At 54.7% G+C, this 22405-nt stretch carries 16 protein-coding genes and 4 pseudogenes; 10 read left to right on the top strand and 10 right to left on the bottom strand.

Features of this window, described 5'->3' with window-relative positions; genetic code table 11:
* Nucleotides 1-45: 45 nt before the first annotated feature.
* From iolG to U738_RS00380, 6 genes and pseudogenes are all read right to left on the bottom strand, one after another.
* Nucleotides 46-1041 (bottom strand): inositol 2-dehydrogenase, encoded by a 996-nt coding sequence (gene iolG / locus U738_RS00395; protein ID WP_035576479.1) that lies wholly within the window; start codon nucleotides 1039-1041, stop codon nucleotides 46-48.
* A gap of 72 nt (nucleotides 1042-1113) precedes the next feature.
* Nucleotides 1114-1986, bottom strand: coding sequence for a sugar phosphate isomerase/epimerase family protein (locus tag U738_RS00390; RefSeq protein WP_035576478.1), 873 nt, complete (start codon nucleotides 1984-1986; stop codon nucleotides 1114-1116).
* A gap of 437 nt (nucleotides 1987-2423) precedes the next feature.
* Nucleotides 2424-2651 carry an IS66 family insertion sequence element accessory protein TnpB gene (gene tnpB, locus U738_RS22800; protein ID WP_161786288.1) on the bottom strand — a complete coding sequence of 76 codons (228 nt, stop codon included), beginning with the start codon at nucleotides 2649-2651 and terminating at the stop codon, nucleotides 2424-2426.
* A 290-nt stretch (nucleotides 2652-2941) separates the two neighbouring features.
* A complete protein-coding gene (locus U738_RS23765) occupies nucleotides 2942-3382 on the bottom strand; it encodes a transposase (RefSeq protein WP_161786287.1) in 441 nt (146 codons plus the stop codon).
* A complete protein-coding gene (locus tag U738_RS23375) occupies nucleotides 3322-3624 on the bottom strand; it encodes a hypothetical protein (protein ID WP_152561114.1) in 303 nt (100 codons plus the stop codon). Before U738_RS23375 ends, U738_RS23765 begins: the two co-directional genes overlap by 61 nt.
* Before the next feature lie 9 nt (nucleotides 3625-3633).
* A pseudogene (locus tag U738_RS00380) lies at nucleotides 3634-4768 on the bottom strand (IS3 family transposase).
* Nucleotides 4769-5489: 721 nt separating this feature from the next.
* On the opposite strand from U738_RS00380, the gene U738_RS00370 reads away from it, so the two are divergent.
* From U738_RS00370 to U738_RS00325, 10 genes are all read left to right on the top strand, one after another.
* Nucleotides 5490-6566 carry an HlyD family secretion protein gene (locus U738_RS00370; RefSeq protein WP_035576476.1) on the top strand — a complete coding sequence of 359 codons (1077 nt, stop codon included), beginning with the start codon at nucleotides 5490-5492 and terminating at the stop codon, nucleotides 6564-6566.
* A complete protein-coding gene (rbbA, locus tag U738_RS00365; protein ID WP_035576475.1) occupies nucleotides 6563-9337 on the top strand; it encodes a ribosome-associated ATPase/putative transporter RbbA in 2775 nt (924 codons plus the stop codon). Before U738_RS00370 ends, rbbA begins: the two co-directional genes overlap by 4 nt.
* 70 nt (nucleotides 9338-9407) lie before the next feature.
* Nucleotides 9408-10463: an ABC transporter permease gene (locus tag U738_RS00360; RefSeq protein WP_442905666.1), complete on the top strand. Its 1056-nt coding sequence runs from the start codon at nucleotides 9408-9410 to the stop codon at nucleotides 10461-10463.
* A gap of 44 nt (nucleotides 10464-10507) precedes the next feature.
* On the top strand, nucleotides 10508-10825 hold the full coding sequence (locus tag U738_RS00355) for a hypothetical protein (protein WP_035576473.1): 318 nt from the start codon (nucleotides 10508-10510) through the stop codon (nucleotides 10823-10825).
* 4 nt (nucleotides 10826-10829) lie between these two features.
* Complete coding sequence (gene phbB, locus U738_RS00350) at nucleotides 10830-11576, top strand: acetoacetyl-CoA reductase (RefSeq protein WP_035576472.1); 747 nt, start codon at nucleotides 10830-10832, stop codon at nucleotides 11574-11576.
* Between the two features lie 72 nt (nucleotides 11577-11648).
* Nucleotides 11649-13859: a DUF3141 domain-containing protein gene (locus tag U738_RS00345; RefSeq protein WP_081899001.1), complete on the top strand. Its 2211-nt coding sequence runs from the start codon at nucleotides 11649-11651 to the stop codon at nucleotides 13857-13859.
* A gap of 65 nt (nucleotides 13860-13924) precedes the next feature.
* Nucleotides 13925-14446: a universal stress protein gene (locus tag U738_RS00340; RefSeq protein ID WP_081899000.1), complete on the top strand. Its 522-nt coding sequence runs from the start codon at nucleotides 13925-13927 to the stop codon at nucleotides 14444-14446.
* On the top strand, nucleotides 14439-15086 hold the full coding sequence (locus U738_RS00335; RefSeq protein WP_051912739.1) for a TetR/AcrR family transcriptional regulator: 648 nt from the start codon (nucleotides 14439-14441) through the stop codon (nucleotides 15084-15086). The genes U738_RS00340 and U738_RS00335 overlap by 8 nt, the downstream gene beginning before the upstream one ends.
* Before the next feature lie 43 nt (nucleotides 15087-15129).
* Nucleotides 15130-16347, top strand: coding sequence for a sodium/glutamate symporter (gene gltS, locus U738_RS00330; RefSeq protein WP_035576471.1), 1218 nt, complete (start codon nucleotides 15130-15132; stop codon nucleotides 16345-16347).
* Between the two features lie 101 nt (nucleotides 16348-16448).
* Complete coding sequence (locus U738_RS00325; RefSeq protein ID WP_081899129.1) at nucleotides 16449-18290, top strand: esterase/lipase family protein; 1842 nt, start codon at nucleotides 16449-16451, stop codon at nucleotides 18288-18290.
* Between the two features lie 134 nt (nucleotides 18291-18424).
* Here the strand turns inward: U738_RS00325 and U738_RS00320 are convergent.
* The 4 genes and pseudogenes from U738_RS00320 to U738_RS00300 all read right to left on the bottom strand — a co-directional run bounded on the left by U738_RS00320 (nucleotide 18425) and on the right by U738_RS00300 (nucleotide 22403).
* Nucleotides 18425-19918: pseudogene (locus U738_RS00320) on the bottom strand (CoA-acylating methylmalonate-semialdehyde dehydrogenase).
* 25 nt (nucleotides 19919-19943) lie between these two features.
* Nucleotides 19944-20264 (bottom strand): annotated as a pseudogene (locus tag U738_RS23535) (TIM barrel protein); the annotation flags it as partial.
* Nucleotides 20263-21241 (bottom strand): annotated as a pseudogene (locus U738_RS22790) (IS630 family transposase); the annotation flags it as partial. The pseudogenes U738_RS22790 and U738_RS23535, both read right to left, overlap by 2 nt.
* Nucleotides 21242-21365: 124 nt before the next feature.
* Nucleotides 21366-22403, bottom strand: a complete 1038-nt coding sequence (locus U738_RS00300) for an FUSC family protein (RefSeq protein ID WP_081898999.1) — start codon at nucleotides 22401-22403, stop codon at nucleotides 21366-21368.
* Nucleotides 22404-22405 lie beyond the last annotated feature (2 nt).

Below are 22405 nucleotides of genomic sequence, written 5' to 3'. Positions count from 1 at the left end.
GTGCTGGGACGCCACATTCGCATGTTGTCTTGATCGCTTTTCTATTCAGAGAATTTCATTTAGTGCCACACGACGACCCTCGCGAAGTGATAGTTCGGCAGCTTCGGCCAACCGAAGCGCCTCAAGTCCGTCCTCGGCGGATGCCAGGGGCTCGCTTTGTTCGCGCCAGGCCCGGGCAAAATCCACGATTTCTCGTCCATAGGCTTCGGCATAGCGCTGCAGGAAAAACCACTTCGGCTTCTCCTCGACTTCGCCAAGCTCACCGGTGAAGCGTAGCCGTGTCTCACTCTCGTTCTGCGCCTGGAGCATGCCGGAGCTCCCGAAGGCTTCGATGCGCTGATCGTAGCCGTAACAGGCGCGACGTGAATTATTGATATGGCACAACCGCCCACTCGACGTAGTCAGGGTGACCATGGCGGTATCGATGTCTCCCGCATCACCGATGTCCTGATCAATGAGGCAGCTGCCGGCGGCCTGGATATGCGTGATCGGTTCATTCAGCAGCCAGCGTGCCATGTCGAAGTCGTGAATCATCATATCGCGAAACAGTCCCCCCGATGCTGCAACATACTCGGCCAGCGGAGGCGCAGGATCGCGGCTGATGATGGTCAGGGTCTCCAGCGTGCCGATACGCCCCTCTTCGAGTCCATGTTTGAGAGCGGCGAACTGCGGATCATGACGACGGTTGAAACCAAGCGCACAAGTCACCGGATGCTCAGCCAGCACCTTAAGGGCTTCTCGAGTCCGCGCCAAATCCAAGTCAATCGGCTTTTCACACAAGATCGCCTTGCCGCTACGCGCCGCTTGCTCGAGATAGTCCGCATGAGTCGGAGTGCTCGAGGCAATCAACACGGCATCTATATCGGGCGAGGCAAACACCTCCTCGGCATCCATCACTCGGCTACCATACCGTTCGGCCAATTCCTCGGCCGCCGGGCGATGAAAATCGGTCACCGCGGCCAGAGTGATCTCTGGTTGGGCAGCAATGGCTTCGGCATGCACCTTGCCGATACGTCCAGCGCCAATCAGGGCAATTTTCATGAGACTCCTCGCAATGTTGTTGGAAATGAAATATTGATTAGGACATGGATGAGAGGCTCGGCATCCACTCGCCTACCGCTCGGTTATCTTTACAAATTGCTGCATAGTGGTGTCGTACGACTCCCGGGCCATCTCCTCCAGCGGCCGCTGGCGAAACTCCCTGGACAGAACTTCGACACCGTAAGGACCCCGATAGCCAGCTTCCTGTATCGCTTGAAGGAAGGCTGGCACGTCCAGATCGCCCTCTCCGCATAAACGGCGATGGTGGGTGGAATCCTCGAACAGTGACGGCAAGGGTTTACTTGAGGCATCGTTGACCTCTACGGCCTTGATGAATCGTAACGGTACCTTGCGAATCTCCTCGAACCCCATACCTCCCCGCTTGATATGCCAGATATCCAGCAACAAACCGCCATTAGGCTGGTTGGCACCCTCAACAATGGCGAGCGCCGTATCAATCTGACTCACATTGCTGAACGGCAGAAACTCGAAGGCGATATTGACACCGTAAGGAGCCGCGTCTTGGCAAAGGCCAGCAAAGGCGTCGGCCATACGTGGGACGTCGGCCTGCCGGGTCTCCTGGATGCTGGGCCCCACCTTGACCGTCTCGGCTCCCAGAGCCTGGGCTGCAGTTAGTATCTCGTGGCGATACTTGTCAGAGGCAACCCGCTCTTTACCACCTAGGTACCAGTCCACAAGGAACTCAAGATGGATATGCTTCATACCATGCTCATCCAGCATGTATCGGATACTTGACATGCCATATTGGTTTTTGGCGGCCTGTAGGTCCTGAAGCAGGAGGCCTATTCCCTTATATCCCGCTCGTGCCGCGGCTTCGATCCGATTCTGAAGCGCATGCGGGCTAACCTCGGATGGTGCTGACGGATAAACGTCGCCTGAGATCGTGAAGTATGACGCCACCAGCTCAATGTCTTGTTCTCTCATAGCCGAGTCTCCTGATAAATCATCTTATGGCTGTCTGGACGCGGCTAACGTTAGGCTTACCGAGACCTGATCACGAATAGATGTCATAGCAAATTGACACCGTTGAGCTAAAGAGAGCATAGGACGCCTGCCGCAGCCTTGGAAGCTCACGGAATAAAATGTTATTTTCATTTTGCGAAAAACTGAAACTCTGCCAGGGTTGTTAAAAGCCTTATATTTTCAAGCAATTGTGTCACAAATCCGCCATATGACTGACCGTATTTCATAAGCCAACCTGTCGTGCTGATCGACAAGCTCTTTTACCGCCTTAACTATCGAGCCGTCTGCAACTGACAAAACAATGTTGAGATAGAAAATGGCTTACTCGGCGATGATTTCGCGCCGATTCCGCGTCCAAATCGTAGCGGCTACGAAGTAGATCACCGTCAGAGGAACGATCAACCACTTATAGGCCTCAACGTAATCGATGGCGCAGCCCCCCAAAGATCCAAGGCCAGAAACTTCACCTTATCGCGTTGACGGTTGCCGAAAACAAACAGCGCCTTATCGAACGGATTTGGCGCCATGGCTTCCTGAACAAGCAAAGCCAAGCCATCGATTTGTTTACTCATATCCACGGGGTCGCTGCACAAGTACACTTTTAGGTCGGCACTTGAGCTAATCATATCGCCATTTCCACCGCTACAAACCGGGCGGGACGTCAGCGTGGTGGCACCGGCAGCCCTTGCACACTTAGCCGCTTCTCCCATGTCAGCGGATCGGTGAGGGTTAACACCTGTGAGGCGGCGTAATCACTTAAAGGTATTTTCAGCGCCGATGCACAGTAAAGATAGCCAAGCCAAAAGGCGCGAGTGGGATTGATTTCTCAGGTCATGATGATCTCCAAAACCAACGAGAGACCAGTAGTGTGAATAGATGAAATTAGCTTGGGTAGATGGGTTTTGTGGACTTGCAATTACCCACAAGTCGATGATGCATCTGCATTGGCAGCTTGGAATCCAGCAACGAGATCTGCTAAGCGGATGAAGCCTCGCCATAGAACAGTCCGTCCAGGGAGAGGATCACTTGAGCGATCCAGATAACCACCCAGGCGAGCAACAGCGGTTATATAAAAAGCTATATCGCGTCGTGTGCCTTGACTGTTTGACGGCATGGATCGGTCAAGAAGAGCTCTTTCAATATCCGTAAAAACAGCTGCAGGAGAGGTCGTTGAGGATTGGCGCTGCAGTATAGTCAACCATGATATTCGCCAGGACACGACACAGCAGAGCGCAATGCAGTTGGCGAGTCGATCAGCTGTGGTGAGGCGTATATCCTCAATCCGGCAGCCCGTTTTCAAGGTCTTGAAGAAGGTCTCGATGTTCCAACGCCGTGAATACCAAACAAGCTTTTGCACTGCGTCGGCGTGATTGGCAACGGGAAGGTTAGTGGCCAACTTCCAGGTGATAGGGGAGCGCCCTTCGGGCGGGTTTTCTCTTCTGCAAAAATAATACTAAGCTTCTGTTTTGGGTATTTTTTCTGTTTTCCAATCGGTGGACAAACTGTCATCTCTGCATGCTTGACCGATAAGGTCGCCTGCTGTTGATTGCCTCGCTTGTCACGAAAGTGGATATTGGAGTGCCCCAGGTTTTTAGACACGTCGAAGCCTCACGCTAAGGCTATCTCGAAAGCCTCTGGGCTCAAGCCGCCCAGATGGCTGTGGCGCCGATTTCGATTATAGAATACTTCGATGTAATCGAAGATATCTGCTCGAGCTAAATCTCTGGTTTTGTAGATGCGTTTTTTAATTCGCTCTTTTTTCAAACTACTAAAAAATGCCTCCGCAACAGCATTGTCCCAGCAATTGCCGCGCCGACTCATACTGGGTTCAAGATTGTGGTGAAGACAGAATCGTCTCCAGTCGTCGCTTCCATATTGAGACCCTTGATCTGAGTGAACAGTACTCTACTACGAGGCTTGCGACGCCAGACAGCCATCATGAGTGCGTCTAAAACGATCTCGCGTGCTAGCGTCGGCTTCATGGACCAGCCCACTACTCTGCGTGAGAACAGATCCAAAACAACCGCCAGGTACAGCCACCCTTGCCATGTCCTGATGTAGGTAATGTCGGTTGCCCAAACGGTGTCTGGTGTGCTCACCTTAAACTCCCGGTTAAGCGTATTAGGCGCCAGGATCGATGGGCGGCCGTTCACAACTCTTGGTTTTTTATAGCCGTGTATCGCTTTGATATTATGGGCCTTCATGATGCGATAGATTCTGTGCTTACCGCACGATTCACCAATCTCTTTCAGGTCCATTGATATCCGCCGATAGCCATAGACGCCAAAGCTGGCACTGTAAGAAGCATGTATCAAAGGCAGGAGCCGAGCATCTTCGATAGCTCTGTCGGACAAGGGCCGGAAACGCCATTCGTAATAGCCGCTTCGCGAGATATCAAGCAGGTTGCACATGGTGCGCACTGGGAGCTCGTCACTGTGGTCTGCAACAAACCGGTACTTCACTCGGGCTGGCTTGCGAAGTACCGAGCGGCCTTTTTTAATATATCTCGCTCCTTCTCAGTTCGTCGAAGCTGGGCGCGCAGTTTAAGAATTTCCTTCTTTGCGTTGTTGAGCTCTGAGGCCTGTTCGTCGGATTTACTCGGCTTAAAGGCCTTAACCCATTTGTGAAGGCTGTGGGCAGAGACGCCCAGCCGCTCCGACACCTCGGTTACTGGGTATCCCCTTTCGACGATCTGCCGGATCGCTTCGTCTTTGAATTCGGGTGAATATCGTTGGTTACTCATCACTCCCTCCTATGCTCAAATAATAGGCTAGGGGTGTCCGGAGAACATAGGGCAGTCCAGTATAAGGCCTGGAGGTGTCTACGAAACCTGGGGCGATTCACCCATACCTATTTCAGAGCTCGACACCCGCCAGCTCTCATTCAAACCAACATCAGACGTCAGAAAAGCGTTCAAATTTTGCCTGAACGCCGTCTCTTTCATATGGATCTACGCAGTGGTGACAATGTCCTGGTGATGCCATGTGGGCGTGTCTACCTAGTTGATCTTGCATCCATGGTTAAGCTGTGAGCCTGGGCCTACCCATTCGCTTGATGCTTTCGACGTTGCGATGAGTATGGATTGCAAAAATGGGGGGAGAGTCATTTCATTTTTAGCCGCACGAAAGGAGATTTTATCAACTAAAAACCGACTAGTCGGTTTTTAGTTGATCCAAGTCAAAACCTGGACTATAAATAATTAGATAATAGCAACAACAATCTAATTGCTTATGTTCACTCAGGGTTTAGCGACGAATCTGATCGCTCCAACTTTTTTTCAATACAAGCTCATACCACAAAAATGGGCTCAGAGCTAACTCTCCACATCTGGCAGGAAATTAGCGGTGCGCATACCGCTTGAAACCAGGACAACTTTACCTAGCCATGTCAGCCAACCCATCGGCGCAGTAATTGAGTAAGTAACGTTAACCAAGCAATCGACTGCCAACCAAGGATGCAACATCATGAAGTCAAGCAATAAAAGTCAAAGGATCAAAGGCTTGGTGGCTATTGCCGTTATCAGTATTGCGGCATGGCTAGTTTGGCAGGAGCTGCAGCCAGAGGGCCCGAGCGAAGGTATCTCAAGCGGCAACGGTCGCATCGAAGCCACTGAGATCGATATCGCCACCCGTGTCGCTGGCCGCCTTAAGGAGGTATTGGTCGAAGAAGGCGAGTTCGTCGAAGTCGGCCAAGTGGTCGCCCGCATGGATACCGCCACCCTGGAGGCCGATCTAGCTCAGGCCAGAGCACAAACTCGCCGAGCCGAGAACGCCCTAGAGACAGCCCGAGCCATGGTTGCCATGCGCCAGAGCGAGCTGGAAACCGCACGCGCTGTAGTCAACCAGCGACAAGCTGAACTGAATGCCTCTCGAAAGCGATACGAGCGTTCGGCTGAATTGGTAGAGCGAAACGCCATCTCTCGCCAGCAATTCGACGATACCCTAGCCGACTACCAAAGCCAGCAGGCCGCCCTGGCTTCAGCCAATGCACAGGTGCTCTCCGCCCAAGCCGCTATCCGCGCTTCCGAATCCCAGGTAATCGAAGCCGAGTCAGAGGTGGAAGCCACCCAGGCCTCGATCCAGCGCATCGAGGCCGACCTGGAGGACAGCGAGCTGAAAACTGACCGCTTGGCCCGAGTACAGTACCGGGTGGCCGAACCAGGCGAGGTGTTGGGTGCCGGAGGCAAGGTACTCAACCTAGTCGACCTCACCAAAGTCTATATGACATTCTTCTTGCCCACTAGCGAGGCAGGCCGGGTTGCCATCGGCGACGAGGTTCGCCTAGTGCTAGATGCTGCGCCGGACTATGTGATTCCTGCCCGGGTCAGCTTCGTAGCCAGCATTGCACAATTCACCCCCAAAACCGTAGAAACGGAGAGCGAACGAGAAAAGTTGATGTTTCGAGTTCGTGCTCAGATAAATCCTGATCTGCTTCTCGAGCACATCAGTCAGGTCAAGACAGGCCTACCCGGTATGGCTTACTTAAAGCTTGAGGATGACGCCAGCTGGCCCGCCAATCTCAAGGTCAATGTTTCACCATGAGCCATGAGACACACTCTGTCGCCCACGTCAGCGCGCTAACATTGCGTCACGGGCGCATCACCGCACTTGACGCACTGAATCTGGAATTGCCAGCTGGCTGCATGATCGGGTTGATCGGCCCAGATGGTGTCGGAAAATCCAGCCTGCTGGCGTTACTCGCTGGCGCTCGCAAAGTGCAAGAGGGCGAGGTTACGGTGCTAGGCGGCGACATGCGTGACAAGCGGCACCGGAGCCGCGTAGGGCCATGTATCGCCTACATGCCCCAAGGGCTAGGTAAAAACCTCTATCCCACCCTCTCCGTTGAAGAGAATCTGCAGTTCTTCGCCCGGCTGTTCGGCCACGGAGCCAGTGAGCGTCGCCGACGTATCGACAACCTGACTCGCAGCACCGGGCTACACTCGTTCTTGGCGCGCCCCGCTGGAAAACTCTCAGGCGGCATGAAGCAGAAGCTCGGGTTGTGCTGTGCGCTGATTCATGACCCCGACCTGCTGATTCTTGACGAACCCACCACCGGCGTCGACCCGCTGGCCCGCGCCCAGTTCTGGGACTTGATCACCCGCATCCGCGTCGATCGGCCACAGATGAGCGTGATAGTTGCCACCGCCTACATGGACGAAGCCCAGCGTTTTGACTGGCTAGTGGTAATGGATGCAGGACGCATACTCGCCACCGGCACCGCGCAGGAGCTACTTGAGCGTACCGCCAGCGACTCGCTGGACGGCGCCTATATCGCGCTGCTACCAGAAGAGAAGAAACGCGACTATCAACCTGTGCATATCCCTCCGCTGGAAGTCGATACCGAGACCGATATTGCCATCGAAGCCAAGGGCTTGACCATGCGTTTCGGCGATTTTGTGGCCGTCGACCATGTCAGCTTTCGCATCCGGCGCGGCGAAATCTTTGGTTTCCTCGGCTCCAACGGCTGCGGCAAGTCAACCACCATGAAAATGCTCACCGGCCTACTGCCTGCCAGCGAAGGCCGGGCTTGGCTGTTCGGTCAGGAGGTCGATCCACGGGATATCGATACCCGCCGACGAGTGGGCTACATGTCCCAAGCATTCTCATTGTATGGCGAGCTCACCGTGCGCCAGAACTTGTTGCTACACGCGCGTCTATTCCAGATTGCAAAGCACGACATCGCCGACCGGGTCGCCGAGATGGTCAAGCGATTCGAGCTCGATCATGTACTCGACGACCTGCCGGAGAGTCTACCGCTGGGAGTGCGTCAGCGGCTATCGCTGGCAGTCGCGATGGTTCACAAGCCCGAACTATTGATACTCGACGAGCCTACCTCAGGTGTCGACCCGATCGCCCGTGACAACTTCTGGCGCCTCCTGGTCGAGCTGTCGCGACGGGATCGGGTGACCATCTTCATCTCCACTCACTTCATGAATGAGGCCGAGCGCTGCGACCGCATGTCGATGATGCACTCAGGCCGTGTACTCGATAGCGACATGCCAGCGGCGCTGGTCGAGAAACGTGGCGCGGCAACACTGGAAGAAGCCTTTATAGGCTATCTTCTCGAGGCAGGCGCAGATAAGGAGAGTTCAGCGCCGCAAACTACTCCGCAGAAAGTGAGCATTACCACAGAATTACCCCCTATCGTCGAAGAGACTCACCTTGCCCCACCACCACGCCACCAGCATTTCAGCCTGCAGCGCATGCTTAGCTATATGTGGCGAGAAACCCTGGAGTTACGCCGAGACCCGGTGCGTGCGGCCCTGGCACTGGTCGGCTCGCTTATCTTGATGTTTGTGATTGGTTTCGGTATCAGTATGGATGTCGAGGATCTCAGCTACGCCATCCTCGACCGTGACCAAACCTCGCTTAGCCACAATTACGCTCTGAATCTCTCTGGAGCCCCTCACTATTTTATCAAGCGCCCCCCACTGACTGACTATGAAGAGCTTGATCGCCGCATGCGCAGCGGGGAACTGGCTCTGGCGATCGAGATACCTCCGGGATTTGCACGTGACGTGATGCGTGGACGCAACGTGGCGATCGGGGCCTGGATCGATGGCGCCATGCCCCAGCGCGCTGAAACCGTGCAGGGCTACGTCCAGGGCATGCATCAGCAGTGGCTACAGGAGCAGGCAAGGCAGTCTGGAATGGCGACCAGCGCGATGGCGGCCAGCATCGAGAACCGCTACCGCTACAACCCTGATATCCAGAGCCTTCCGGCCATGGTACCTGCCGTGATCCCACTACTGTTACTGATGCTCCCGGCAATGCTTACCGCGCTGTCGGTAGTACGTGAAAAAGAGATGGGCTCGATCATCAACCTCTATGTCACCCCGGTCACCCGAGCCGAATTCCTAATCGGCAAGCAGATTCCCTACATTGGCTTGGCAATGATCAACTTTCTGTTGATGACCGGGCTTGCGATCACGCTGTTCGGCGTGCCGATCACCGGCAGTTTCCCTACGCTGGCACTTTCGGCGCTAGTGTTCTCGATCATTGCTACGGGGATGGGTTTGTTGGCATCCACTATCACCAAAAGTCAGATCGCCGCCATGTTTTTCGCCATGATCGGCACCCTCATCCCCGCTACTCAGTTCTCAGGCCTGACCGACCCGGTCTCGTCACTAGACGGTGTCGGGCGATTCATCGGCAATATCTACCCGGCAAGCCATATGTTCACCATCAGCCGCGGCGTATTCAGCAAGGCACTCGACCTTCGCGACCTCATCGGTTCGTTCTTACCGATGCTGTTGTCGGTTCCCGTGATCATGGGAATGGCGATCATCCTACTCAAAAAGCAGGAGCGTTAAGATGCGCCAGATTGCCACTATCTTTCGTCTCGGCATCAAGGAGTTCTGGAGCCTGCTGCGAGACCCGATCATGCTGGTGCTTATCGTCTACGTGTTTAGTATCGCCGTTTATACCTCCGCCACGGCGATGCCCGAGACGCTGAACAACGCGCCTATCGCTATCGTTGATGAAGACGACTCGCCGCTCTCCGCGCGGATCACTTCGGCCTTCTACCCTCCCCAATTTGTGAAACCGACAATCATCTCGTTTCCAGAAATGGACGCAGGGCTGGATGCTGGGGACTACACCTTTGTGCTGGTCGTTCCCGCCAACTTCCAGCGTGACGTACTGGCCGGACGCACGCCCGACCTCCAGCTCAATATCGACGCCACCCGCATGAGTCAGGCCTTCTCGGGCAATAACTATGTACAGCAGATCGTCATGGGCGAGATCAATGGGTTCGTCCAGCGGTACCGCGCGAGCGCCGTACCGACTGTCGACCTGGCCCTGCGCGCACGCTTCAACCCCGGGCTGGAGCAGTTCTGGTTCGGCTCGCTAATGTCAATCATCGACAATGTCACGATGCTCTCCATCATACTCACCGGAGCCGCACTGATCCGCGAGCGTGAGCACGGCACCATCGAACACTTGCTGGTCATGCCAGTCACCCCAACGGAGATCATGCTGGCCAAGGTATGGTCGATGGGGGCGGTCGTCTTGATCGCCGTGACACTCTCGCTAACCTTCGTTGTACGGGGCCTGCTGCAAGTACCGGTAGAAGGGTCGGTCGCCCTGTTTTTGGCAGGTGCTGCACTGCATCTTTTCGCTACTACCTCGATGGGTATCTTCCTGGCCACCCTGGCACGCAGCATGCCTCAATTTGGCATGCTGATGATCTTATTTCTAATGCCGCTTCAAATGCTTTCGGGCAGTGCTACGCCACGCGAAAGCATGCCCGAATTCGTCCAGCACATCATGCTCATCGCCCCCACTACACACTTCGTCGAGCTGAGCCAGGCCATTCTATTCCGTGGGGCCGGCATTGATGTCGTTTGGGGTCAGTTTCTGATGCTGCTGATAATTGGCAGCGTGCTATTCACCATCTCATTGACTCGCTTTCGCAAGACCATCAGCCAGATGGCCTGAGGAAAGCAGCGCCCATTCGCGCAACAAACCAGAAGGAGCACACAATGAACCACAACATCAACCTACCTCTGGCGCTTTTTCAAGCCAATCAGGATCTTTGTTATCAAACGATGGAACTGACACAGAAAAGTCAGCAAGCGTGGCACATATTCGACACTCAACCCTACGCTAAGGGCACATACATACAGCAGTCCTTTGATAAACAGAATGCTCTGCTAATGGGCCTGTATGAAGCTCTATTAGGTTGGCAGGTTCAAACGACAAAAGCCTTGCTTGACACTACCTGTGCTAACTCTCCAGCGCTCTACTGGCTATACACCTGCACACCAGACGCCCAAGACACAGCAAAAAAAGGAGAGTGAACGGATGACAGCTCAACACACAGCACTTGTAACTGGTGGCATGGGCGGCCTCGGTGAAGCTATCGCGCGGACACTACACGATGCGGGACATCACGTCCTGGTCACTCACTCGCCCAACAATGACCATGTCCAAACGTGGCTGCAGCAGCAGGCCAGTAAGGGCTACCACTTCTCCGCCTACGCCGTCGATGTGGCCAACTTTGACGATTGTCAGCGACTGGCAAGCGATATCGAGGCCGAAGGCACCGTTGTCGACATTCTGATCAATAACGCTGGCATCACCCGCGATGCCACCTTCCGCAAACTGACAAAGGTCGACTGGGATGCGGTGATGCGTACCAATCTGGACTCGATGTTCCATATGACCCAGCCATTTTGCGACGCAATGGCCGAGCGCGGCTGGGGGCGTATCGTCAATATCTCCTCGATCAACGGTTCCAAGGGCCAGTTCGGCCAGACCAACTACGCCGCTGCCAAGGCTGGCATTCATGGCTTCACCAAGTCGCTGGCCATGGAAGTGGCGAAGCGTGGCGTTACCGTCAACACCGTCTCTCCTGGCTACCTAGAGACCAGCATGGTGATGGCGGTACCCAAGGAGGTATTGGAGTCGAAGGTGATCTCCCAGATTCCGGTTGGGCGGCTCGGCAAACCGGACGAGATAGCCACATTGATCGCCTTCATCTGTAGCGAACAAGCTGGTTTCATGACCGGCAGTAATGTGGCGATGAACGGCGGGCAGCATATGTACTAAGCGGCCCGCGTAACGGAAGCGGGACATCGCCCCTCCCACTCGGCACTATTCTCTTACAAAGGAGAAGATCCCATGGTAAAAGCGCTTAATGAACCCACCCAACGCCCTGCTAGGTGGCCACTACTGGACATGACTCAGGGCTATGCGGCGGCTACACTGGATTACTTGACCGATGCTTGGCAACGCGCGGTACTCTATGCTGATGTGATGCGTCAGCGTGGTGACCAGTACCGGGAGCATCTGGAAGATGACGCCCCGCATGTGCTCGACTTCGCCTATGACGTCGTCGTCTCAGGTCGCGATCTACCGCGCCCAGTGAACTATGGGCTGGCGCTAATTCCAGCATTGGAAGATGTCCCTGTAGAACCTCACAAGCGGCCCTTCGTGGTGGTCGACCCGCGTGCTGGCCATGGCCCTGGCATTGGCGGTTTCAAGGCTGAGAGCGAGGTCGGCGTCGCACTTGCTGCCGGACATCCCTGCTATTTTATCGGCTTTGGCCCCGACCCCGAGCCGGGTCAAACCGTCGAAGACGTAATGCGCGCAGAAATCGCTTTCCTTGAGAAGGTCACCGAGCTGCATCCACACAGCGAAGGCAAGCCTGCGGTGGTCGCCAACTGCCAGGCCGGGTGGCAGATACTGATGGCCGCGGCCCTGCGTCCCGAGCTGTTTGGCCCCATCATTGTCGCTGGCACCCCAGTATCGTACTGGGCCGGCGGGCCGGGTAAGAACCCCATGCGCTATGCTGGTGGTCTGCTCGGCGGCAGCTGGGCAACTACGCTGGCCAGCGATCTGGGCAACGGTCGCTTCGACGGCGCCCACTTGGTACAAAACTTCGAAAATCTCAACCCCGCCAACACCCTGTGGGGCAAACAGTACAACCTGTACGCCAATATCGATACCGAGGCGCCGCGCTACCTAGGCTTTGAGAAATACTGGGGTGGCCATGTCTTCCTCAATGCCGTGGAAATGCAGTATATCGTTGACAACCTGTTTATCGGTAACCGTCTGTCGAGCGCCGAGCTGGTCACCTCGGATGGAATCCGCCTGGACTTACGCAATATCCGCTCACCGATCGTGGTGTTCTGTTCCAATAGCGACAATATCTCCCCTCCTCCGCAGGCACTTGGCTGGATCACCGACCTCTACCGCGATGATGATGAAGTGATCAGTCACGACCAGACCATTGTCTACGCAGTACACGACAACATCGGCCACCTGGGGATCTTTGTTTCCGGCAGCGTAGGCCGCAAGGAGCACCAAAAATTCGCCAGTAACATAGACTTAATCGACGTGCTGCCCGCCGGTATCTACCAAGCAGAGATTCAGGATAAGACCGAGGACATGCCACAAGCCGAGCTGGTCGAGGGCGACTTCGTATTGTCGTTCAAGGCTCGCCGTGTCGAAGACGTCCGCGCAATCGTTCAGCCAGACGAGGAAAACGACCGAAAATTTGCAGCTGTCAACCAGGTATCACGAATTAACCTGGGGCTTTATCGTCAGTTCGTTCAGCCCTGGGTACGCTCCCGGTCCACGCCTGCATTAGCCCACTGGCTGCAGAGCGTACATCCACTGCGTATCGCCTACGAACGCTGGTCGAGCCGGCACCCCTTGGCCTCGACGGTGGCCGAGCAGGCACGCCATATTCGTGAAGCGCGTCTCCCCGTCGCCAGTGACAATCCCTTTGTGCAATGGCAGCAAGCTTACTCCGATGCCCTGGTGTCGGCGCTGGATCATTGGCGCATACAGCGTGATAACACTTACGAGCGCACATTCAACCTGATCTACGGGTCCCCCTGGGTACAGGCCGTAGCTGGGCTAGCCGCCGATGACCAGCCCTCACGTCCGCATCCCGGTGTCTCGCCGGAGCATCGTGCCTTCGTCGCGGAGGAGAGCAAACGCCTACGCGCAGAGATCGATCAGGGCGGCCTGCTGGAAGCCGCTATTCGTGCACTGCTCTTTGTCCGACGTTTTCAAGGTGAAGCCGATGAGCGACGGGCTAATCTCGCGGCCCAGATGCAACAGCCGGACTACCTGGCTACTTTCAACATGACCACCTTCCGCGCACTGTTTCGACGCCAAGCCAAGCTGATGCGCCTCGACCTCGATGCGGCGATCGCTGCCATACCCGCATTATTGGCGGGTAGCCGCCCCCACGAGATACGGGATATGGCGAGACTTATCGAGCAAATGCTGACCGCTACCGAACCGTTCCTGCCGGAAGAGCAAGCCAGCTTGGAGCAGATGCTGGCGTTATTCGCCGCAGCGGCCCATGAACAGGATTGAGAGTCGTAGCCGCAAGGTTTCACAGCAACCCGTTCCTCTAAGAAAGAAATTTTCAGGAATCAACTATGTACAAAAAATTGCTTGTACCCATCGACGGCAGCCGCACCTCCCTTTTAGCCTTGGCTCAGGCAAGTTCCCTGGCCAAGTTGACCGGCGCCAGCATCGAGCTACTTCATGTCGTTAATGCACTGGAGTACTCCAATGGCTTCGAAAGCCCACGGGCCTATATCGAAAAAGTCAGGCCCTATTTTCTGAAAGTGGGCAATACTCTTCTCGACAGGTCACGCGGCCAGCTAGAGGCACAGGGGGTCATCGTCACTACAGTACTTCTAGAGGCCGATGGAAAGCGGGTATCGGAACTCATCGCTGACCATGCAACGACATCCTTGGCCGATCTCATTATTCTGGGCACCCATGGTCGGCGCGGAGTGCAACGCTTACTTCTCGGCAGCGATGCGGAGCAAGTGGCACGTATCGCTCCTGTCCCCGTTATGCTGGTCAGGGATACTCTCGAGCATGCAGTTTCTCGCACTGGAGAACAAGAAGTGATAAAAAATAACGCCTTTCATACGCCTACTGATGAGTAACTTCGCTTTGTCTTATCCTGCTATTAACCCTATTCGCAAACATCGCCGTCTTCCTTCTGACGTTCGTATAGAACAAATACTCCGTGCGGCCCTGGTGGAATTTTCACAACATGGCTTCTCCTCTGCCCGTATGGAGGATATCGCCCAGCGAGCAGAGCTTTCGAAAGGTGGCCTTTATGCCCACTTTAAGAGTAAAGAGTCGATATTTGAAGCATTGCTGTTAAAGCGCCTGACGCCAAGCTTCAACAATCAGCAATGGGTACTAACTGGCGGTGAGTCGCTGAATGAAGCGATAAAATCCTTTATTGACCATCTTTATGGCCAACTGGGTGACCCAGACGTCATTGCTACATTAAAACTGCTGCTGACGGAAAGCCGACGTATTCCTCACCTAGTTGACTTTTGGCGCAGAGAGATTATCGACAAGTATCTCGCCGAGCAGCAGGCTATTTTGAAAGCCGCTGCCAATAATGGCCACCTCCGCCACAGCGCCTTCCTTGATGACGCTGCGCTATTGATGGCTCCAGCACTGTACGGTGCTGTCTGGCAAATGATTTTTGACGAAACCACCGCTACTGCCACCGTTGACTCCCTGCGACATGCTCACACGCGGATGCTGCATGAACTTCTAGCACCATGACCATCTGGCATTTTTTTCTACTCAACGACAATAAAGGCACCATATGCCGCCATCGTTAGAGATCAACGCCTTTCTCAGTTTCACTCTGGCTATCCTATTGCTGTTCATCGGCAAAGGGCTCACCCAGCGTTGGTTCTTACTACGCCGCTACAGCATTCCCGAACCGGTGGTCGGCGGTGCGTTATGCGCGGCCATCGTCTGTCTTCTATATTACGTTTTCGATATTAGTGTTTTCTTTGAGCTTAGTGCGCGTGACATGCTCTTGCTGTATTTCTTCGCCGCCATTGGCTTGAACTCCCAGATCAGTAACTTGGTCAAGGGTGGGCGTCCATTAATGATACTTCTGGTATTGGCAAGTAGTTTCATCGTGCTGCAGAACTTCACTGGCATGGCTATCGCTACCGGTTTTGGCATGGATGCCCGCGCGGGACTAATGGTTGGCTCAATCTCACTGACTGGCGGCGTTGGCACCACTATGGCCTGGACACCTTACTTCGTTGAGGAACTCGGCATCATCAATGCCGGCGAGCTTGGCTTGGCCGCCAATATGATTGGGTTGCTAGCGGCCTGCCTGATTGGTGGCCCAATTGCCGGCCTCCTTATACGCAGATATAACACCCGCCCTTCCGGCGACGCCGAGCTTGAAATCAGCACTCTACACAAAGATGAGCCATTACTGCGACTCGATTATCATGGCGTGCTGCTAGCCCTCTTCTGGCTCAATCTAACCCTAATGCTAGGTCAAGGATTGACTGCACTGATCAGCATAAGTGGCCTGAAGCTACCAAACTTCGTGGGCTGCCTGCTGGCTGGCATCATGTTGCGCAGCTTGTGCGATTTAATCACCCATGAAGGCAGAGGTCGATTGTGGAACTGGCCGAGTATGCAACCCGGCATCGCCCTGATCTCAGATATGAGCCTTGGACTGTTCCTGACCATGGCGCTAATGGGGCTGCAACTCTGGGAGCTACAAGGCGTTTTGGGCTTCATCGCTATCTCCCTGGCCATACAGATATTACTAACTATCACGTTCGTGATCTTTGTAGTGCACCATGTCATGGGGAAAGACTACGAGGCATCTGTAATGTGCGCCGGTTTCGGCGGTATCGCACTCGGTTCCACCGCCACGGCTATCGCAAATATGACCGCAGTCACACGCCAGTACGGTGCGGCGCCGAATGCCTTCATCGTCGTTCCGCTAGTGTGCGGGTTCTTCATCGATCTAGTCAATGCGCTAATCATCGGCACCATGGCCGGATGAAGAGAACCCCATACACTTAAAATTAATAAGGTGTCATTGTGAACCCAGCTAGGCTTTTCATCATAATCCTACTGTTTACCACGCTGTCGAGCGGTTGCGCCATGGTCGGCGTCTCTTCGCTCACTCCTGGTGAGTACATTGCACTTAAGCGTGGGGACCTACTTACCACGGGCGAGCTGAGCGCAGCCACGCAGGAAACTATTCATGTTATCGGTCTGGACGAAGGCCCATGCCGTGAGTCCTCCCAAAATTGTGTCGTTGCCTTAGCCAATGCGCTTGGCATAGATGATGAGCGGCAGCTTTCAGCACTTGCAGAGCTGTGGCTTCAAGTGGCAATGTCGCGCACAGGGTCATCAAGCAATATTCCTCGCTCTGAGACTGACATTAACGCGTGGGTAGAGGTTGCCAGACATGCCTATGCCTACCTATTCTTCACTGAACGATCACCTGGGGAACGCGCCTTCGAAGATCGTCAGATGCAGGTACGGGACTACTATAATTATGCAGTTCAACAAGTTATTTCCGGGCTGTTTCAACAGAATATCGCAGCTGCCGAAAGCAGCGCTAGCCTCTCTGCTTATGACACGCCTACTCTTACTGGTTGGAATATTACCACTGACATAACCGGGCTCCATTTCGCCGACGAGAACGATGTGCCCGAGGAGCTTATCCCAGCATCTTCACTGGTATTTTCTGGTTTGCGCAGCACGTATCGACGTGACGGTTTTGGTGCCGAACTGGTAGCAGTAATAGACGATAGCCTTGCGCTTCATCGTGCTAGGGTCTATAGCGAAATGCCTTTTCCGGCACTTACCGCACTGCTCCATTTTCCCGGCGAAGACCTCGCTCATGTGCTATCCACCGATGCACTTGATGTGATAATACGCAATCCCTATCAAGATGAGAGCATCGAACTACATGGGCAGCAGGTTCCTTTAGCCGCGAATTTCACCGCAGGTTATGGCTTGTGGTTAGCAAAATCTGGATTCTCACGTCAGGCCCTCCGCTCACTACTCGGCCAACGTCAAGGTATCAATCGACCGCATCTCTATATGATGCAGCCCTTCGATCCTGAACGGCGTGTCATACTTATGCTGCATGGTCTTGGCAGCAGCCCTGAAGCCTGGGTTAATGTTGCCAATGAAGTTCTGGGCGATGAAACCTTACGGCAAAATTTTCAAGTGTGGCAAATCTACTATCCCACCAATATGCCACTCGCCCTGAATCATGCGTGGATCCGTCGTACCGTTGCCGAGACCCTGCAGCAGTTCGACCCAACCTCTGAGACACTTGCTTCACAAGGTATCGTTTTGATTGGTCACAGTATGGGAGGCGTTTTGGCACGCCTGATGGTCTCCTCCAGTGGAGACAGTCTGTGGAGACTAGTGGAAAGTCACGACATGTCCCAAGAGCAACTGACGCTCGTCCAGGAACACCTAGACCCCTTACTGCATTTTGAACCGCTACCCGAGGTTCATCGAGCAATCTTCATTGCTGCTCCGCATCGAGGTACGCCAGTGGCGGGCCATCGCCTAGGGAGAGCAGTGGCCCGTCTTGTGCGACTGCCGCTAACCTTACTGGAAGAATTCGATGATGTTATTAAAACGTTGGCCAATATCCAAAAACAGTCAGACGGGAGCCGCCAGCGTTTCCCCAACAGTATCGACAACCTGAGCGAGACAGACCCCTTCATCAGCGCCACGGCAACGCTCCCTATTTCTTCTCGGGTTCAATACCATTCGATCATTGCCCAACGTGACCCCAGCGTGCCTTTAGAGGCTTCCGACGACGGGCTAGTACCCTACGCTAGCGCCCGCTTGGCAGGAGCAGCTTCTGAAAAAGTACTTATTTCCGGTCACAGTGTCCAGGAAACCGCTAAAGCAATTCTGGAAATTAGGCGTATTTTGCATAGTGATCTGACCGAATATATTAATTATAATTAATATATGACTGAACTTTTGCCAGCAATGACCGTATGCTTTGCATAGGGTGGAGATGATGAATGGCATCAAGAAGTAAGCTGGAAAAATTAAGAACGCCGTGACTGATGGACACGGCGCAAAGCAAGCGAAGAAAATTAAAGTGTTGGCATGGTGAAGTGGTTGGTCTCTTCACGAATACCGCTAGGCCAGCGTTGGGTAATGGTTTTCATGCGTGTGTAGAAACGCACGCCATCCGGGCCGTGCATATGCAGCGGGCCAAACAGTGAGCGTTTCCAACCGCCAAAGCTGTGAAACGCCATGGGCACGGGAATGGGAACGTTAACGCCGACCATGCCGACCTGAATCTGCTCGCAGTATTGACGCGCGGCATCCCCATCACGGGTAAAGATCGCCGTGCCGTTGCCGTACTCATGCGCGTTGACCATGCTGACTGCTTCATCGAAGCTGGCAGCGCGGGTAATCGCCAGCACTGGGCCGAAAATCTCTTCAGAGTGAATGCGCATACCGGGCTTGACGTGATCAAACAGCGTGCCGCCAATAAAGAAACTATCACCAGCGCCGTCCACCGCCGTTTTGCGGCCATCCACCACCAGTTCAGCGCCTTCGTCTACGCCGGTTTGAATATAGCCTTTGACCTTTTCCAGGTGTTCACGAGTCACCAGTGGGCCCATATCGTTATCGGGGCCATCGACCAGGCCAGGCCCGACACGCAGGTTCGCGAGTTCAGCTTCAAGCTTCTTGCGCAGCTTCTGGGCGGTCTCCTCGCCCACGGGCACCGCCACCGAAATGGCCATGTAGCGCTCGCCAGCGGAGCCGTAAGCGGCGCCCATCAGTGCACTAACGGCTTGATCAAGATCGGCATCCGGCATGATCACCATGTGATTCTTGGCACCGCCCAGCGCCTGAACACGCTTGCCATGTTTTGATGCCGTGGCGTAGATGTACTCGGCAATCGGGGTAGACCCCACAAAGCTGACGGCTTGAACACGCTCATCGGTCAACAGTAAATCCACCGCTTCTTTATCACCATTGACGACGCCATCCGGCAGGCCCGCCTCTGTCAGCAGCTCTGCTAAGCGCAGCGGCGTAGAGGGATCTTTTCCCGACGGTTTCATGACAAAGGTATTGCCACAGGCCAGCGCAATGGGGAACATCCATATGGGCACCATTGCCGGGAAGTTGAACGGCGAAATACCGGCGCACACGCCGAGCGACTGCATCATGGAGTAGCTATCGACGCCGGTGCCGACGTTCATGGAGTGCTCGCCCTTCTGCAGGTGCGGAATGCCACAGGCAAACTCGACCACTTCAAGGCCACGGGTTACTTCGCCTTTGGCGTCAGAAAACACTTTGCCATGCTCGCGGGAAATAAGCCGCGCCAGCTCGTCGGTGTGCTCCTCCACCAACGCCTTGAATTTAAACAGAATACGCGAGCGCTTAAGCGGAGACATTTTCGACCAAGTGGCAAAGGGCTCAACGGCAACGCGAACGGCTTCCTGGGCCTCCTGCGCAGAAGAGAGCACCACCTACAGGCTCTGCTCGCCAGTGGCGGGATTATAGACAGGCGCGGTGCGGCCGCTTTGGCTTGCAACGGCTTGGCCATTGATAAAATTACCTAAGATACTCATCTCTCAACTCCTATCGGTGTTCGGTTTACGCATCGACGGTTAAACGGGCTTCGGCACAGAAGCGGCGTAAATTGTCATACCCTAAACAGGCGTAGGTAAGTGGGTGCGCAACCGCAGGATCCTGCTCCGCCTCAACCACCATCTAGCCTGAATAACCACTCTCCCGAAGTCCTTCGAATAACGTGGTGTAGTCGATATGGCCATCGCCAGGCACGGTAAACATGCCGTTCAGTACTCCGTCGAGAAAACTGAGATCCCGATTGCGCACGTCCGCCAGTACGTCTTTGCGGATATCTTTGCAGTGCACATGATTGATACGATCTGAGTACTTCTTCTGCAACGCCACCGAGTAGGCGATAGACCGCGTTGCAGAGCCGATCAAACGAGAGATACGCACTCAACGGCAGCCATGCGTACTTCATCTGCCGCCATAGAATCTCAATCAGATTCAGCTCCGGCGAGTAAGCTGATAGATAGACCAGGTGCACACGATGCGACATCCACTCTACTATCTTCCGCCTGAAGGCCTTGGAGCGATGCATGCTGGCATTGTCGAGCACCACGATGGCGAAGGTATCGGGGTCTTTCTTGGCCACAAACTGGTCAAACGCTTCGATGACCGTCTCGGTTGTTACCAGGTCCGTGGTGGTGTGGTAGACCAGCTTCCCGGCTCGGCTGAGGAACCCTAGTACATTCAGCCTTCGGCTATGGGAGTAGGCGGTCACCTCGCAGGGCTTATCGATGGGGCTCCACGCGTATGGCACTGACGACGATTGTGAAAAGCCTGACTCATCAAAATAATAGAGCTCGTGTTCGTCCCGGTCTTCACCTTGGTGAAGCGCCTTGAGGAGGCCCTGGGTGTTGCGGAAATCCGTTTCGTTACGCCGTGCCTTCAGTGAATGCCGAATGCGCTTGAAGCTATGGCGATTTTTTTTCAACGCCCGGCGAAGGGTCACCGTGCTGACCGTCTTGCCGGTCTCTTCTTGTAGACGAGCCTGCAAGGATCGAATCTGATGAGGCTGCTCGGCGACCAATTCCTGCAGTCGCTGGTGGTCGTGCTCATCCAGGATCGGCATGCGACCACTGCGGGGCTTGTCGATGAGCCCGTCGAGCCCCGACGCCTCCCACTGTTTGAGCCATCGAGAAACGGCATCGCGGCGGACCTGCAATACCTCACTGATCTGATCGATGGTATGGCCTTGATCACTCAGCAGGATGGCATGCGCGCGCCAACATAGGGCGCGCTTCTCACCATGGTGATAGGTGTAGGTCAGCGTCTGCTGTTCAGATTCAGTGAGAGGGTGCAACGAAGCGCCGTGCCATGATTCCGTCCGTGTCAGGGATCTTGGCATGGATGCTACACGAAGATTTTAGATCAGGCACTTATCAGCTACTCCTCAGCAGGTGGGTCATTCAAATCCTACCGCGTTAGTGCAACTGTACTCGATTAAATCACCGTGTTGGACGTCCGCTTTTGAGGACCAATTAATAACGCTTCTAATAAGCTGGTTAGGAACGCAGCGCCGACGGCCCCGACCAATGTGAGAATGACCCGCGATACGGTTGAATCAAGCGGCGCATTAGTCGTCAGCGCGCCAACGATCAGCGCAATCATTACTGAAAAGGCAAACTGGTAAACCATGTGCGGGGCCCGGCCGCTGATCATCCGGCTCGCCAGAAACAGTCCGCCAAGAAACATCAGGATCACCAACACGCTCAGATGCGCCACCAGAGTGAACAGCCCCAGGATCAGCAGCGCCAAGCCGCCACCGAGAGCGGTGGCAAAGGTGCGCTCCAGCGCTTCGGACCAGAGTTTCTCGCGGGTTGGGAATACCAGCACGAACACTGCAGCAACCGCTAGCATCAGGCTCGATTCATCCACCACCGTATATAGCCAAAATATAAGTCCGAACAGGACTGCACCGCGGATCACGGCTCTGAGTAGATGTTGCCCCTGCTCATCGGGCTGATAGACCTCGACCAGATTCTCCTTGGCCGCCGCCGGCAGTAAAAAATAGAGCACCGGGATAATACCCAGCGCAGCAATGCTGGCTTCAATAAAGGCATCACGCATCATTTCCATGACCATGATCGAGTGCATGCCCATCACCGACATCAGGACAGTGCCGATCAGGATGAGCATGCCAATGGGGCTTCCGGTACGCAGGATCAGGTAGTACGGAAATATGCAGCACAGCGCCATGATGACGAGTAATACACCGGGCATCGGCCTGGTCAGCGAGACGATCGTCGAAAACAGGGTAATCACCACCATCATTGCCACCGGCCCACCAATGGCTTTCTTGATATCAAAGGCCTTACGCATGCCACCCATCAGGCCCACGATCAAGGCAGGCATGAGCATGGGCATGGGCGACTGCACCAGCAGTGCAATCAGCAGCCCGAGTACGGCTCCACTGGCCAGACGAATGGCAAACAGTGGGTCATCTTCCCTACGCGGGCGTGGTGCTACATACATTGCCATTG

Source organism: Halomonas sp. TG39a (assembly GCF_000744395.1).
Taxonomy (GTDB): Bacteria; Pseudomonadota; Gammaproteobacteria; order Pseudomonadales; family Halomonadaceae; genus Vreelandella; species Vreelandella ventosae_B.
Note: the sequence above shows the minus strand (reverse complement) of the source record. Positions and strands in the feature narration are given on the sequence as shown.